The organism is Dyella thailandensis (assembly GCF_050749815.1).
Classification (GTDB): Bacteria; Pseudomonadota; Gammaproteobacteria; order Xanthomonadales; family Rhodanobacteraceae; genus Dyella_A.
Genome location: NZ_CP192735.1, coordinates 821,530 through 833,829, shown reverse-complemented (window position 1 = coordinate 833,829; position 12,300 = coordinate 821,530). Strand labels below are relative to the sequence as shown.

Sequence of the window (12,300 nt, the reverse complement as noted above, 5' to 3'; positions counted from 1 at the left end):
CGCCCGCCGTAGACGGCGCCACGGATCGTGGTGCGTCGTGCGGAGGCCGACAGATCTTGGGGCGAGTCCCGATTGTGCCAAGTCGGCGCCGGCAAGTCAGCCGCCGCGGTGGTCACGCCATCGGGATACGGAGCGCCTCGGCACCACGAAACGGGGGCCGAAAAGGCGGCAGCCCCGCCAGCCACACCCCGGCACCCGAATCATCCACTACCGTTGCTTCCTTCCGGACCTGGCGGGGTTTGCGGACTATCGTCGCGGGGGGACCGACGGGGCCACCATAGACGTTCAGCGCGATGGCCAGGCGGCCAACGCAGACTTTCAAAAACTGGCGGAGAGAGAGGGATTCGAACCCTCGATACGGGGATAAGCCGTATACACACTTTCCAGGCGTGCTCCTTCAACCACTCGGACATCTCTCCGCAAAACACCTCCGACGCGCATCCTGCAGCGTCGCAACGCAGTCAGGGCCAATGGTCCGTCGTGCGCGCCGGTCGGGTTGACCCGGCAAAGAGGCGGAAGGATAGCGGCAGGGCCGGGGCGAGACAAGCGGGATGGCGTTCAGCCGGCGTCGGCACGGGCGACCGGCGGGGTGGCGAGCGCGAGGCGATCGCCGGCCCGCGCCACGGTATAGCCGCGGGACTCCAGCGCCTCGCCATCGGCCGCACTGCCGTAGTGGTACAGCACCAACCTGGCGCGCAACGCGGCGTCGTATTCACGCTCGATGTCGTCGATGCCGGTGTGCGAGGGATTGCCCACCAACCCACAGTCGTGGGCGACGCGCGCGTCGCCCACCGCATACACCGCAAGCATCTCCGGAATCGGCCGGGTGTCGCCGGTGTAGACGAAGCTGCCGCGCAGTGCCAGGCCGAAGGACGTGCCCGGCCGGTGATGGCGCGTGCCGAACACGTCGAACCAGAGGCCGTCCAGCCAGAACCCGCGCGTGCACGGCACCAGCTGGAACGCCTCCCAGAAATTGGCGCCACCCTCGGCCAGCGCACCGGGGTAGTCGGCCACGCGCATTTGCAGCCAGGGCAGCAGTTCGGCATGCAGGAAGATCCTCACGCGGCCGCGTCGAGCCGGATCAAACCACAGCTTGAAGAACAGCCGCTCCAGCCCCGCCACGTGATCCATGTGGGTGTGCGTGATGTACAGCGCGTTCGGCACGCCGGCGTAGGTAGCCGCGTAGCGATCGAGCGTGTCGGGCCCGCAGTCGATCAGCAGCAGCGGCTCGCCGTCGCGCTCGACCACCGCCGCGGACGACCCCAGCTCCACCGCATGCGCCGCCCCGGTGCCGAGAAAATGCAGCGTCCAGCTCATGCGCTGAAGGTCCGCTCGTAGCCGCGCAGCACCGATGCCCACACGCCGCTGTCAAACGCCGCCTCGCGCCCCTCGGCCGCGCCGAGCTTGATCAGCGAGCGGCGCAGGCGCTGCAGGTTGGCCAGTCGCCAGCCGTCCGCCGGCGCGCGGAAGCGACCACGGTCGAAATCGATCAGGTACAGACCGGCCGAGGCGATCAGGATGTTGTGTGCGTTGAGATCGGCGTGCCACACGCCCTCGCGGTGGAAGCGGGCCACCAGCGCACCCACCTCCTCGGCCAGTTCGGTGCCGATGCCGGCTACGGTCATGCGCTCGGCCAGCGTCTCGGCGCGCGCAATTCGGCGGGTGATCAGATCGGCGCTGTACCACAGGCCGCGCCGTCGATAGCGCACCGCCACCGGCTCGGGCACCGGCAGCTCGAGGCGGCACAGCGCCTGCAACAGGCGGAACTCGGCGAAACAGCGCGTATGCGAGGCGCCGGTCCACAGGTAGCGATCACCCATCAGCACAGCCACCGCTCCACCGCGCCGGTAGTGACGCAGCACGCATTCGCCGGCCGGTGTGTCGATCACCGCCACGCCCCCGCGTCCGCCCGGCTGCGCCTGCAGCACGCCGTGGCGACGCCAGTGATCCGGATCGAACCAGTCGTGGTCGACTTGTGGCGATACCCCGGGGTCGAACAGAATCACGCCTTCCGCATTCCGGCGGAGCTGTTCCCGCACGATCGTGCCCGGCATGTCTGGCGCGCTGTCTGCATTCATGACCCGCCGATTCTATCCCATGCCGATGTCCGCTCCCGCCTCGATCTGCCTGCTGCGTACATCCGCCATCGGTGACGTGACCCACGTCGTGCCCCTGGTGCGCACCCTCCAGCACGCGCTGCCGGCCACGGCGCTGACCTGGATCGTGGGCAAGCTGGAGCGCCGGCTGGTCGGCGACCTGCCGGGCGTGCGCTTCATCACCTTCGACAAATCCGCCGGGCGTGCCGGCATCCGTGCCGTGCACGCGGAATTGAAGGGCGAGCGCTTCGACGCCCTGCTGCAGATGCAGGTGGCGCTGCGCTCCAACCTGCTCAGCCTGGGCATCCGCGCCGAGCGGCGCATCGGCTACGACCGCGCCCGCTCGAAAGACCTGCACAGCCTGGTGGTCAACGAGCGCATCCCCGCACGGACCGGCGAGCACGTGCTGGACGCCATCGGCAGTTTCTGCGAACCGCTGGGCCTGAAGCAGACCGAGGTGCGCTGGGACATCCCCATCCCCGATGCCGACCGCGCATGGGCCGAGGAGCAATTGCCCGGCGAACGCCCCACCCTGCTGGTCAGCCCCACATCCAGCCACGCGCTGCGTAACTGGCGCGCCGAACGCTACGCGGCGGTGATCGACCACGCCATGGACAAAGGCTGGCGCGTGGCGCTGGTCGGCGGCCCGTCCGCGCTCGAGCGCACGATGGCCGATGCGGTGCTCTCCGCCTGCCGGCACGCGCCGCTGGACCTCACCGGCAAGGACACGCTCAAGCGCGCGCTGGCGATGTTCGCTCGTGCGCATCTGCTGCTCACGCCAGACTCCGGCCCGATGCACATGGCCAATGCGGTGGGCGCCAAAGTGCTCGGCCTGCACGCGGCCAGCAACCCGGACCGCTCCGGCCCCTACTCCGATCGCCGCTGGTGCGTGAACCGCTACGACGATGCTGCACGCCAGTTTCTCGGCAAGCCCGCCAGCGCATTGGCCTGGGGCGCGAAGATCGAGAAACCCGGCGTAATGGACCTGATCACGGTGGACGACGTGGTCGAGCGTTTCGAGGCGTTTGCAACCGACCGCGGTCTCTGAGTGCTGCGCATCGGCGCCCGCAGGCGCGGTCTCACGCTCGGACCGCGCCAATCATGAAAGACACCCCGCCCCACAGTAGGACCACATCCATCGCGTACCGGAATCGCGCCGGACTCATGCCCAGGACAATGCGCTTACCAAGCGCCGTGCCCGCCATCAGCGACGAACCGACTAGGCAGCCTTTAAGCAACACCGCGACCGGCAGCACCCCCGCCCCCCCAAACACGCCTGCCTTTGCTACGTAGAACGCCAAGGCGCTGGCCGACTCGGTCGCCAGGAATGCCCCGTTGACGAGACCGTACGCCGCGAAAGCCGTCACGCTGAGAGGCCCGGTGGCAAACAGCAAGCCGGTGAGGTAGCCGATGCCCCCACCGGCCAGTGCCAATTGCCAATCATTGATCTTCGCGTAAGCACCCGCTAGCCGGTGACGCAGTGGGATCAGCAGCAAAAAGAAAATCCCCAGGCACAACTCTAGATGGCGCGCAGGAAGGCGCAAGAGCGTGCGAGCTCCCAACATCGCCGCGGGCACTCCAGGCAGGCTATACAACACGACCGCGCGCCAACTCACATCGCGCCACCACAGGCCGACGCGGGCGAGATTAGCCATCACCGCCGCGATTACCATCAGCGGCACGGCCTGCATGGGCCCGAATGCCCACGCGAGTACCGGCAGCAAAATGGCCGACGCCCCCGTTCCGATGACGCCACCGACGCAACCGGCGAAAAATCCCACCGCCAGCACTACCGCATACAGGTCCAACCCACTCGCCCCTTAAAAAAGAGCGAGCATGTCAGCAGCAGCAATGCACCGGGAGTCCACCGCCGGCACTTGCAGAGCCGCGCCCGACTCCTTCCGAAAACCTCGGACGAGCTACGACGCGCGATAGTCCTGGTAGGACTTCTCTTCCACCAGCTGCGAGCCGAGCTTGAGGTTGATCTCGCGCTTCACCGCGGCGCGCTCGTCGTTGCGGAAGTACACCGCGCGGGCCAGCTCGATGAACTCGGCGTCGAAGGCCTGGGCCTTTTCCTTCAGGCGGATGTGGTCCTCGATGTCCCACAGCGCCTGGTTCACCGTCAGCAGGCGGGCGCGCTCGTCGGCGATGTCGGTGCGCGAGGCCGGATGGGCAGCCCAGGTGGCGCTGAGCAGGTCCAGCTCGGTGCGCACGTTGGCCAGCTTGACTTCGTCGCGGATCTGCTGCGACTTGATCTCCAGGATGGTGATCTTGTCGATCAGCTCGCCGAAGGAAACGGGGGTCTGGATCAGGCTCATCGGGAACTCCGGCAACAGGGGACGCGCTTGGCGCGCCGGGTGATCAGGAAAAAGGATAGCGTCCGGCACTCAGGCCGCGTCCAGCACCGCGCCACGGGCGATCAGCTCGCACACCGTGCGCACGTCGCCGTCCATCGCGCGATCGCGATGCATGAAGCCGATGTGCTGGCGCAGGCGCTCGTGCGCGCGGCGTACGGCGGCGCCGGCGTGGTAGTCACCCACCTCGGCCAGCGCGGCGGTCAACGCCTTCACTTCCTCGACGAACTGCGCGTGATGCGGGCTGTCCTCGCGCGGCGCGTTGGTGATCTTGGCGGCCAGCGCACGCCAGTCGCCGCGGGCGGCCAGGCGGCGGGCGGCGTTGAGCATTTCCTGGCGGTAATCCAGCGCCTGCGCAGCGGTGTACAGCTCCAGCGCCAGCACATGGCCGAGGTCTTCGCACATGTCCAGCACGTGGCGTGCTTCGTTGGCACCCATCGACACGTGGTCTTCGGCGTTGGCGCTGGTCGGCACCGAGTACACGCTGGCCGGATGCGCACGCGTGGCGAGGTCGTTGACCAGCGCCGCGGCGGTGTATTGCACGATCATGAAGCCCGAATCGGTGGCGTCCTCGTTGCCGGTGAGGAAGGCCGGCAGGCCGTCATTGGTGGCCGGGTCGACCAGCTTGGCGAGGCGACGCTCGGAGATCGACGCCAGCACCGGGATCGCCGCCTTCACGTAGCTCATCGCCAGCGCCAGCGGCATGCCGTGGAAGTGGCCGGCGGAGATCACCTGCTCCTCGATGAACTGCGCCGCCTCGTTGTCCGGGAAGATCAGCGGGTTGTCGGTGACCGCGTTCAGCTCGATGTCGAACACGCGGCAGGCCTGCGCCCAGGCGTCACGCACCGCGCCGTGCACCTGCGGCATGCAGCGCAGGCTGTAGGCGTCCTGCGGCTGGTGCTTCTTGCCGCCCTTGAACGGCAGGAAGCGGTTGTAGAACGCCTCGCGCCCATGACGCTGGTTCGCCGGCACCCACTCCCAGCCGATGTCGAAGCTGAGCGCCTGGTCCTCCGGCGTGCTCCACGCATCGGCGGCCCACTGCCGGAAGCGCGGCACCAGGTGGTACGGAATGTCGACCAGAGTCGAGCCTTCCAGCAGATCGCGCACGCGTGCGGCGGTATCGACCTGACCCGGATGCGGGCGCAGCGCATGCACCTCCTCGCGCAGTGCGCCGCTGCGACCGGCGAAAGCGTCCAAGGTCATCGCCGCGGCGAGGTCGGCGGTATCGAGCAGGCGCTCCAGCGTATCCAGCGCCAGCGCGCCGGTGGCGAGCATCTGCGCGGTGCCGTTATTCAGCGCCAGGCCTTCCTTGAACGACAGCCGGATCGGCTCCAGCCCGGCGCGCTTCAGCGCCTCGGCGCCGGCCATGCGCTCGCCCTGGTAGAACGCCTCGCCGCCGCCCAGCAGCACGATCGCCAGATGCGACAGCGGCGCCAGATCGCCGCTGGCGCCGACCGAGCCCTTCTCCGGCACCACGGGCACGATGCCGACGTTGAGCATGGCGGTGAGCGCCTCCAGCGTGGATACGCGGATGCCGGAATGACCGCGCATCAACGTGTTGATGCGGATCACCAGCATCGCCCGCACCACGTCCTCGGCGAACGGCTTACCCACGCATACGGCATGGGTGATGATCAGGTTGTGCTGCAGCTCGTCCAGCAGCGTGCCTTCGGGCTGGTGCGGGTTGCCGCCCGGCAGCTCGTCGCGCAGGCGGTGGGCGCCGAGCAGCTTGTCGGCGTTGGAGCCGAAGCCCGTGGTGACCCCGTAGGTCGGCTCGCCGCAGCTCACCTTCTCGGCGAGGAAGTCTGCCGCGCGCTGCACGCGCGCGAGCTGGTTTGGGTCCAGCTCCACAGATGCGCCGCCGCGGGCAACGGCGACCAGCTGCTTGCGGGTGAGGCTGCTGCCGTCCAGGGTGATGGTATGGCTCACGAAAGACTCCGGGGTGTCGTTTGATGCGCTTTGCCCAGGCGGGCGTTGTTCGTTGCGAATGTGCTGTTTTCTCAGTCCAGCAGATCGACCCACCGGTCGCGCCATGCCGGGTTGGTGGTCTCGATCAGTTCCAGCTTCCAGGCACGATTCCACTTCTTGAGCTGCTTTTCTCGGGCAATCGCAGCCGGAAAGTCAGCATGATGTTCGAACCAGACCAATCGCTTTAGGCCGTAGCGTTGGGTGAACCCTTCGACGATGCCATCACGGTGCTCCCAGACTCGACGTTTCAAGTCGCCGGTCACGCCGATGTACAGGGTGCCGCGCTCAGCGCTGGCCATGATGTAGACGGCGGGTCGTCTGGGAGGCATCCGTGTCTCCATGTTCGCTGATTTTTCCCTAGGTACTGCGGCGACTCCCACGCCCCCTCGGCGTCATTCCCGCAAAAGCGGGAACCCATCTTGCTCGTCCCGCCAAAGGCGATATTGGATTCCCGCTTTCGCGGGAATGACGGCGATGAGAGATTACGGTGTTAACCCATCACCGCCGCCTGCTCCAGCTCCACCCGAAGGGTCTTGATCAATTCACCGCGTGCCACCTCGAACTGGTCCTCGCGGCGCAGGTCCTTCACCGTCACCACGCCCTTGGCCAGCTCGTCCTCGCCCAGTACCAGCACGAAGCGGATGCCGGCGCGGTCGGCGTACTTGAACTGCTTGCCGAGCTTGCCCGCTTCCAGCACCACCTCGGTGGCGATGCCGGCGTTGCGCAGCTCGTTGGCCACCGCGAGGTAGGCCGGCAGCTGGGCCTCATCCATCTGCGTCACCAGCACGTCCACCGTGCTATGCGCGGTGTTGATCAGGCCGGCGTCGCGCAGCTGCCAGTACAGGCGGGTGAGGCCGATCGAGATGCCCACGCCGGGCAGGTGCGACTTGGTGTACTGGCCGGCCAGATTTTCGTAGCGGCCGCCGGAACAGACCGAGCCGATCTGCGGGTGGTCGTTGAGCGTGGTCTCGTAGACGGTGCCGGTGTAGTAGTCCAGACCGCGGGCGATCGAGAGGTTGAGCGCGTAGTGCGTCTCCGGCACGCCGAAGGCGTGGATCAGGCCCAGCACCTCCTTCAGCTCGGCGCGGCCCTGCTCCATCGCCTCGGGGCCTTCACCCAGCGCATCGAGCTTGTCCAGCGCATCCTTGAGCGAGGTGGAGCGCACCTGCACGAAGGCGAGAATCTGGTTGGCCACCTCGGCACTCAGGCCGAACGCCTCGCCGGTGAGCGTGTCGCGCACGTAGTCGGCGCCGCGCTTGTCCAGCTTGTCCACCTCGCGCAGCACCAGCATCTGCTGCTCGGCGTCGGTGATGCCGAGCTTTTCGAAGTAGCCACGCATCAGCTTGCGGTTGTTCATCTGGATGGTGAACGCGCCCACGTTCAGCTCGCGGAATACGCTGTAGATCACCGCCGGCACCTCGGCGTCGTAGCGGATCGACAGGCTGTCCTTGCCGATCACGTCGATGTCGCACTGGTAGAACTCGCGGAAGCGGCCGCGCTGGGCGCGCTCGCCGCGGTACACGCGCTGCATCTGGTAGCGGCGGAACGGGAAGCTCAGATCGCGCTCGTGCTCGGCCACGTAGCGGGCGAGCGGCACGGTGAGGTCGAAGCGAAGCGCCAGCTCGGGAACGCCCTCGTCCGGTTTGCCGAGCGAGCCGGTGGACTGCACGAAGTACACCTGGCGCTCGGTCTCGCCGCCGCTCTTGGTCAGCAGCACGTCGGAGTATTCGATCACCGGCGTCTCGATCGGCAGGAAGCCGAAGCGCTCGTAGTTGCGGCGGATCACGTCGAGCATGCGCTGGAACGCGATCTGGTCGAGCGGCAGCAGCTCGAGCACGCCGGGCATGGTGCGGGCCGGGGTAAGCGCCATGGAATCCTCTGCTTTGCGGTGACGGATGGCCGTGAAACGGCAGCCCGCAAGATTAGCAGATGGCCGGCGCGCCTCCTCGCCCCTTGGGCGCTCGCGACACCCTGCCCCTGTTGCCAAGGTCGAACGTCATCGCTAGAATGCGCGGCTCCCACGGGGTGTAGCTCAGCCTGGTAGAGCGCTACGTTCGGGACGTAGAAGTCGCAGGTTCGAATCCTGTCTCCCCGACCAAAAATTCGACGAAAAAGCCGGCCCCGTGCCGGCTTTTTTGTTTCCTCGCTCCCTGAGCCACTTCGATTGGGTTGGCGCGGAACCCGGGATCAACCGGCTGCGTGCAGCTGGCGCAGGCCCTCCAGGCCCACGCGGTAGATACCCGAGACCGCCTCGCGCGCCTCCTCGTCGCTGCCGCCATGGGCATCGAACGTGGCCGCCCAGGTCACCCGGCAGCGTTGCGGGCCCAGCGGATCGACCCGCACTGTACTGACGTAGTCGGCCACCGGCAGCGGGGACTCCACCATCGTGTAGCGCAGCGCGCGATCGTCGTCGCTGGACAACACCAGCCGCTCGCGCGCGCTGCCGCCGCCCTTCAGGTGCAGCACCCGCTCGGTGCTGCCGTCGTGGTGTACGAGCTCGCAGCGTTTCACCACATCGAGATAGCGCTGCGCCCCGCCGAAATCGCCGAGCGTCTTCCAGACGGCATCGGCGGGCGCTTGCAGGTCGACTGATTCAGACACACTGAGCATGGGAATCCTCCATGGAGTGGCATCGTCCGCCGGGGTCGCGCGATACGAGGGCAGAACGATGGTGGGTCTTCGAACCTAACCGGCCCGCCGCGCAGACAAAAGCTGCAGCGCAGCGGCCGCAGCGGGCTCAACCGCTGGCGGCGAGCAGGGTCAGCTGATCCATTTCCGCCTCGTCGAAGCCCGCCGCGAGGCGGGCCGGCCGGTTGAACGGGCCACGTAGGCTGGCGCCCATGTGAGTGCGCAGCAGGTCGATGAAGGTGGTGCGCGGATCGATGCCGTCGCGCGCGCAGCACCAGTGGAACCAGCGTGTGCCAGCGGCGACGTGGGCCACTTCCTCGCGCAGGATCACCTGAAGGATGTCCACCGTGCGCAGGTCGCCCGCGCCGGTGAGCCGCTCGATCATGCCCGGCGTCACATCCAGCCCGCGCGCCTCCAGCACGCGTGGCACCAGTGCCATGCGCGCGGTGTCGCGATGGGCGGTTTTCTCGGCCATTTCCCACAGGCCGTTGTGTGCGTCGAAGTCGCCGTAGGCGTGGCCGAGCTCGGCCAGGCGTTCGCTGAGCAGGGCGAAGTGACGCGCCTCGTCGTGCGCGCAGCTGGCCCAGTCGCGGTAGTAGTCCGCCGGCATACCGCGGAAGCGGTACACCGCATCCCACGCCAGGTTGATCGCGTTGAACTCGATGTGCGCCACGGCGTGCACCAGCGCCGCGCGTCCCTCGGGTGTGCCGAGCCCGCGCTGCGGCACCTGGCGGGCGGAGACCAACACGGGGCGCGCGGGACGACCGGGAGCGCCGATCGGCAACGGCGCCGGCGCGGCGGCATCGGGCGCCAGCTCGCCGACCTGCAGCGCCTGCCAGGTGGCATGGGTCAGGCGCAGTTTCTCGGCCGGATCGGCGGCGTCGAGGCAGCGCTTGGCGGCGGCGTGAAGATCAGTCATGGATATCGCGATGTAGGAGCCCGCTCGCGGGCGATGCTTCTCGCTTCTGATCGACATCAAAGCCTAAAAGCATCGCCCGCGAGCGGGCTCCTACAGAAGGGGCGGATCAGGCGGTGCGGCGGGCGGCCTTGGCGTCGTCCGAGCGCATCAGCTCGATCTGCTGCAGGTATTCCTTCTCCAGGCCGGTGACGTACTCGCCGGAGAAGCACGAGGTGTCGAAGTGCTTGAGGTCTTCGTTGCCGTCCTGCACGGCCCAGATCAGGTCTTCCAGATCCTGGTAGATCAGCCAGTCGGCGCCCAGCTGCGCCTCCACTTCCTTCTCGGTCTGACCGGCGGCGATCAGCTCGGTGGCCGAGGGCATGTCGATGCCGTAAACGTTGGGGTAGCGCACCGGCGGCGCGGCGGAGGCGAAGTAGACGTTTTTCGCGCCGGCATCGCGGGCCATCTGGATGATCTGCTTCGACGTGGTGCCGCGCACGATCGAGTCGTCCACCAGCAGCACGTTCTTCTTGCGGAATTCCAGATCCACCGCGTTGAGCTTGCGGCGCACCGATTTCACGCGGTCGCCCTGCCCCGGCATGATGAAGGTGCGGCCCACGTAGCGGTTCTTCACCAGGCCCTCGCGGAACGGCACACCGAGCGCGCCGGCCAGCGCGCTGGCGGCGGTGCGGGCGGTGTCGGGGATCGGGATCACCGCGTCGATGCCATGGTCCGGGCGCAGCCGCATGATCTTCTGCGCCAGCTTCTCGCCCATGCGCAGGCGCGCCTTGTACACCGACACGTCCTCGATCATCGAATCGGGGCGGGCCAGGTACACGTACTCGAAGATGCACGGCGCGTGCGTGGCGCTCTCGGCGCAGTGGCGGCTGAACAGCTGGCCGTCGTCGGTGATGATCACCGCCTCGCCCGGCGCGATGTCGCGCAGGCGCTTGAAGCCCAGCACGTCCAGCGCAACCGACTCGGAGGCCACGGCGTATTCGCGCCCCTCGGCTGTGATGCGCTCACCCAGCACCAGCGGGCGGATGCCGTTCGGATCGCGGAAGGCGACCAGGCCGTAGCCCAGCACCAGACCAATGCAGGCGTAGCCGCCGCGGGCGCGCGCATGCACGCCGGCGACGGCCTTGAAGATGTGGTCCGGCGTGAGCGCCATGCGCTCCTGGATCTGCAGCTCGTGCGCCAGCACATTCAGCAGCACCTCCGAATCGGACTCGGTGTTGATGTGGCGGCGGTCCTCGTGAAACATCTCGCGCCGCAGCGACTCGGTGTTGATCAGGTTGCCGTTGTGCGCGAACGCGATGCCGTAGGGCGAGTTCACGTACAGCGGCTGCGCCTCGTCGGCGCCCTCGGAGCCGGCGGTCGGGTAGCGGCAGTGACCGATACCGATGCGCCCCCGCAGGCGCCCCATCGAGGCCTGGTTGAACACGTCGCGCACCAGACCGTTGCCCTTGTGCAGGCGCAGGCGGGATCCATCCACGGTGGCGATGCCCGCGGCGTCCTGGCCGCGGTGCTGCAATACGGTGAGGCCGTCATAGAGCGCCGAGGCGACCTCGGTGATGCCGACAATGCCGATGATTCCGCACATGATGGTTTACGCCTGCGTGGGTGTTGCGATTACGGATGCGAGGAGACGTCCGCCGGGTCCGCCGTGGTGGGGGCCGCTGGCGTGGACGCAGAAGATGACGATGTGGGTGCGCCGGGTTGGCCACGCAAGGCGGCCTGCAGGTCGCCCAGCGACGGCGTGCTGTTGGCGCCACGGGCGTCGAGCATGTTGCGCACGCCCTGCAGGTTGGCCGCGCCGGACATCTCAGGCAGCTTGGGCAGGCCGTCGAGCACCTCGGGCGACGGGTGCAGGTAGCGCGCGGTGCTGGCCGGCAGGTGGTGGCCGACGGCGATCGCCACGGTCTGGAACTGCGGCAACAGCAGCGACTGGCGCCACCACGGCTCGCGGGTGACCGCGGTAAAGCCGAGCAGGAACACCATCAGCGCCACCAGCAGCACGCCGCGGGCGAAACCGAACAGCATGCCCAGCGCGCGATCCGGGCCGGACAGCCCCGCGCCGGCCACCAGCCGGCGGAAGATCGCATTCACCAACGCGCCGACGATCAGCACCGCCACCACGCAGATGCCGTAGCCGGTCACCAACCGCAACTCGGGCGTGTGAATGCTGTGCTCGAAATACGCCGCCACGCTCGGACCGAATGCCCAGGCGACCCAGATCGAGCCGATCCAGATCGCCAGCGACAGCACCTCGGCCACCAGCCCGCGCCACAGGCCGATCAGCACGGATACGGCCAGCACGCCGGCGATGAAGTAATCGGTCCAGTTCATCCTGCGG

The 12,300-nt window shown here is 67.8% G+C and carries 12 protein-coding genes, 2 tRNA genes and 1 other RNA gene; 2 read left to right on the top strand and 13 right to left on the bottom strand.

Annotation, left to right across the window (positions count from 1 at the left end; translation table 11 throughout):
* Positions 1-172 precede the first annotated feature (172 nt).
* From ffs to ACQVBX_RS03715, 4 genes are all read right to left on the bottom strand, one after another.
* An RNA gene (gene ffs / locus ACQVBX_RS03730) (signal recognition particle sRNA small type) lies at positions 173-269 on the bottom strand.
* Positions 270-326: 57 nt separating this feature from the next.
* Positions 327-419: transfer RNA gene (locus ACQVBX_RS03725), tRNA-Ser, on the bottom strand.
* 139 nt (positions 420-558) lie between these two features.
* Positions 559-1,317, bottom strand: a complete 759-nt coding sequence (locus tag ACQVBX_RS03720) for an MBL fold metallo-hydrolase (protein WP_431636568.1) — start codon at positions 1,315-1,317, stop codon at positions 559-561.
* Positions 1,314-2,078: a 3-deoxy-D-manno-octulosonic acid kinase gene (locus ACQVBX_RS03715; protein ID WP_431636567.1), complete on the bottom strand. Its 765-nt coding sequence runs from the start codon at positions 2,076-2,078 to the stop codon at positions 1,314-1,316. Before ACQVBX_RS03715 ends, ACQVBX_RS03720 begins: the two co-directional genes overlap by 4 nt.
* 25 nt (positions 2,079-2,103) lie before the next feature.
* On the opposite strand from ACQVBX_RS03715, the gene ACQVBX_RS03710 reads away from it, so the two are divergent.
* Positions 2,104-3,144, top strand: coding sequence for a glycosyltransferase family 9 protein (locus tag ACQVBX_RS03710; protein ID WP_431638102.1), 1,041 nt, complete (start codon positions 2,104-2,106; stop codon positions 3,142-3,144).
* 31 nt (positions 3,145-3,175) lie between these two features.
* On the opposite strand, the gene ACQVBX_RS03705 is transcribed toward ACQVBX_RS03710, so the two are convergent.
* The 5 genes from ACQVBX_RS03705 to hisS all read right to left on the bottom strand — a co-directional run bounded on the left by ACQVBX_RS03705 (position 3,176) and on the right by hisS (position 8,288).
* The gene (locus ACQVBX_RS03705; protein WP_431636566.1) at positions 3,176-3,904 is read right to left on the bottom strand and encodes a sulfite exporter TauE/SafE family protein; all 729 of its coding nucleotides are present in this window, start codon (positions 3,902-3,904) and stop codon (positions 3,176-3,178) included.
* 111 nt (positions 3,905-4,015) lie between these two features.
* On the bottom strand, positions 4,016-4,414 hold the full coding sequence (locus ACQVBX_RS03700) for a DUF6165 family protein (protein WP_431636565.1): 399 nt from the start codon (positions 4,412-4,414) through the stop codon (positions 4,016-4,018).
* A gap of 69 nt (positions 4,415-4,483) precedes the next feature.
* Positions 4,484-6,379, bottom strand: a complete 1,896-nt coding sequence (locus tag ACQVBX_RS03695; RefSeq protein WP_431636564.1) for an HAL/PAL/TAL family ammonia-lyase — start codon at positions 6,377-6,379, stop codon at positions 4,484-4,486.
* A gap of 71 nt (positions 6,380-6,450) precedes the next feature.
* On the bottom strand, positions 6,451-6,759 hold the full coding sequence (locus ACQVBX_RS03690; RefSeq protein ID WP_431636563.1) for a GIY-YIG nuclease family protein: 309 nt from the start codon (positions 6,757-6,759) through the stop codon (positions 6,451-6,453).
* Between the two features lie 149 nt (positions 6,760-6,908).
* Positions 6,909-8,288: a histidine--tRNA ligase gene (gene hisS, locus ACQVBX_RS03685; protein ID WP_431636562.1), complete on the bottom strand. Its 1,380-nt coding sequence runs from the start codon at positions 8,286-8,288 to the stop codon at positions 6,909-6,911.
* Between the two features lie 151 nt (positions 8,289-8,439).
* Here hisS and ACQVBX_RS03680 point away from each other — a divergent pair.
* Positions 8,440-8,516, top strand: a tRNA-Pro gene (locus ACQVBX_RS03680).
* An 89-nt stretch (positions 8,517-8,605) separates the two neighbouring features.
* On the opposite strand, the gene ACQVBX_RS03675 is transcribed toward ACQVBX_RS03680, so the two are convergent.
* The 4 genes from ACQVBX_RS03675 to ACQVBX_RS03660 all read right to left on the bottom strand — a co-directional run bounded on the left by ACQVBX_RS03675 (position 8,606) and on the right by ACQVBX_RS03660 (position 12,293).
* A complete protein-coding gene (locus ACQVBX_RS03675; RefSeq protein ID WP_431636561.1) occupies positions 8,606-9,028 on the bottom strand; it encodes an SRPBCC family protein in 423 nt (140 codons plus the stop codon).
* A gap of 127 nt (positions 9,029-9,155) precedes the next feature.
* A complete protein-coding gene (locus tag ACQVBX_RS03670) occupies positions 9,156-9,965 on the bottom strand; it encodes a ferritin-like domain-containing protein (protein ID WP_431636560.1) in 810 nt (269 codons plus the stop codon).
* 106 nt (positions 9,966-10,071) lie between these two features.
* Positions 10,072-11,547, bottom strand: a complete 1,476-nt coding sequence (gene purF / locus ACQVBX_RS03665; RefSeq protein ID WP_431636559.1) for an amidophosphoribosyltransferase — start codon at positions 11,545-11,547, stop codon at positions 10,072-10,074.
* Between the two features lie 29 nt (positions 11,548-11,576).
* Positions 11,577-12,293: a CvpA family protein gene (locus tag ACQVBX_RS03660; RefSeq protein WP_431636558.1), complete on the bottom strand. Its 717-nt coding sequence runs from the start codon at positions 12,291-12,293 to the stop codon at positions 11,577-11,579.
* Positions 12,294-12,300 lie beyond the last annotated feature (7 nt).

What these genes read in the sequence shown, in the direction of transcription:
- ACQVBX_RS03720 (WP_431636568.1), bottom strand. Translation starts at nt 1,317, where the DNA reads ATGAGCTGGACGCTGCATTTTCTCGGCACCGGGGCGGCGCATGCGGTG.
- ACQVBX_RS03715 (WP_431636567.1), bottom strand. Translation starts at nt 2,078, where the DNA reads ATGAATGCAGACAGCGCGCCAGACATGCCGGGCACGATCGTGCGGGAA.
- ACQVBX_RS03710 (WP_431638102.1), top strand. Translation starts at nt 2,104, where the DNA reads ATGTCCGCTCCCGCCTCGATCTGCCTGCTGCGTACATCCGCCATCGGT.
- ACQVBX_RS03700 (WP_431636565.1), bottom strand. Translation starts at nt 4,414, where the DNA reads ATGAGCCTGATCCAGACCCCCGTTTCCTTCGGCGAGCTGATCGACAAG.
- ACQVBX_RS03690 (WP_431636563.1), bottom strand. Translation starts at nt 6,759, where the DNA reads ATGGAGACACGGATGCCTCCCAGACGACCCGCCGTCTACATCATGGCC.
- hisS (WP_431636562.1), bottom strand. Translation starts at nt 8,288, where the DNA reads ATGGCGCTTACCCCGGCCCGCACCATGCCCGGCGTGCTCGAGCTGCTG.
- ACQVBX_RS03675 (WP_431636561.1), bottom strand. Translation starts at nt 9,028, where the DNA reads ATGCTCAGTGTGTCTGAATCAGTCGACCTGCAAGCGCCCGCCGATGCC.
- ACQVBX_RS03670 (WP_431636560.1), bottom strand. Translation starts at nt 9,965, where the DNA reads ATGACTGATCTTCACGCCGCCGCCAAGCGCTGCCTCGACGCCGCCGAT.
- purF (WP_431636559.1), bottom strand. Translation starts at nt 11,547, where the DNA reads ATGTGCGGAATCATCGGCATTGTCGGCATCACCGAGGTCGCCTCGGCG.
- ACQVBX_RS03660 (WP_431636558.1), bottom strand. Translation starts at nt 12,293, where the DNA reads ATGAACTGGACCGATTACTTCATCGCCGGCGTGCTGGCCGTATCCGTG.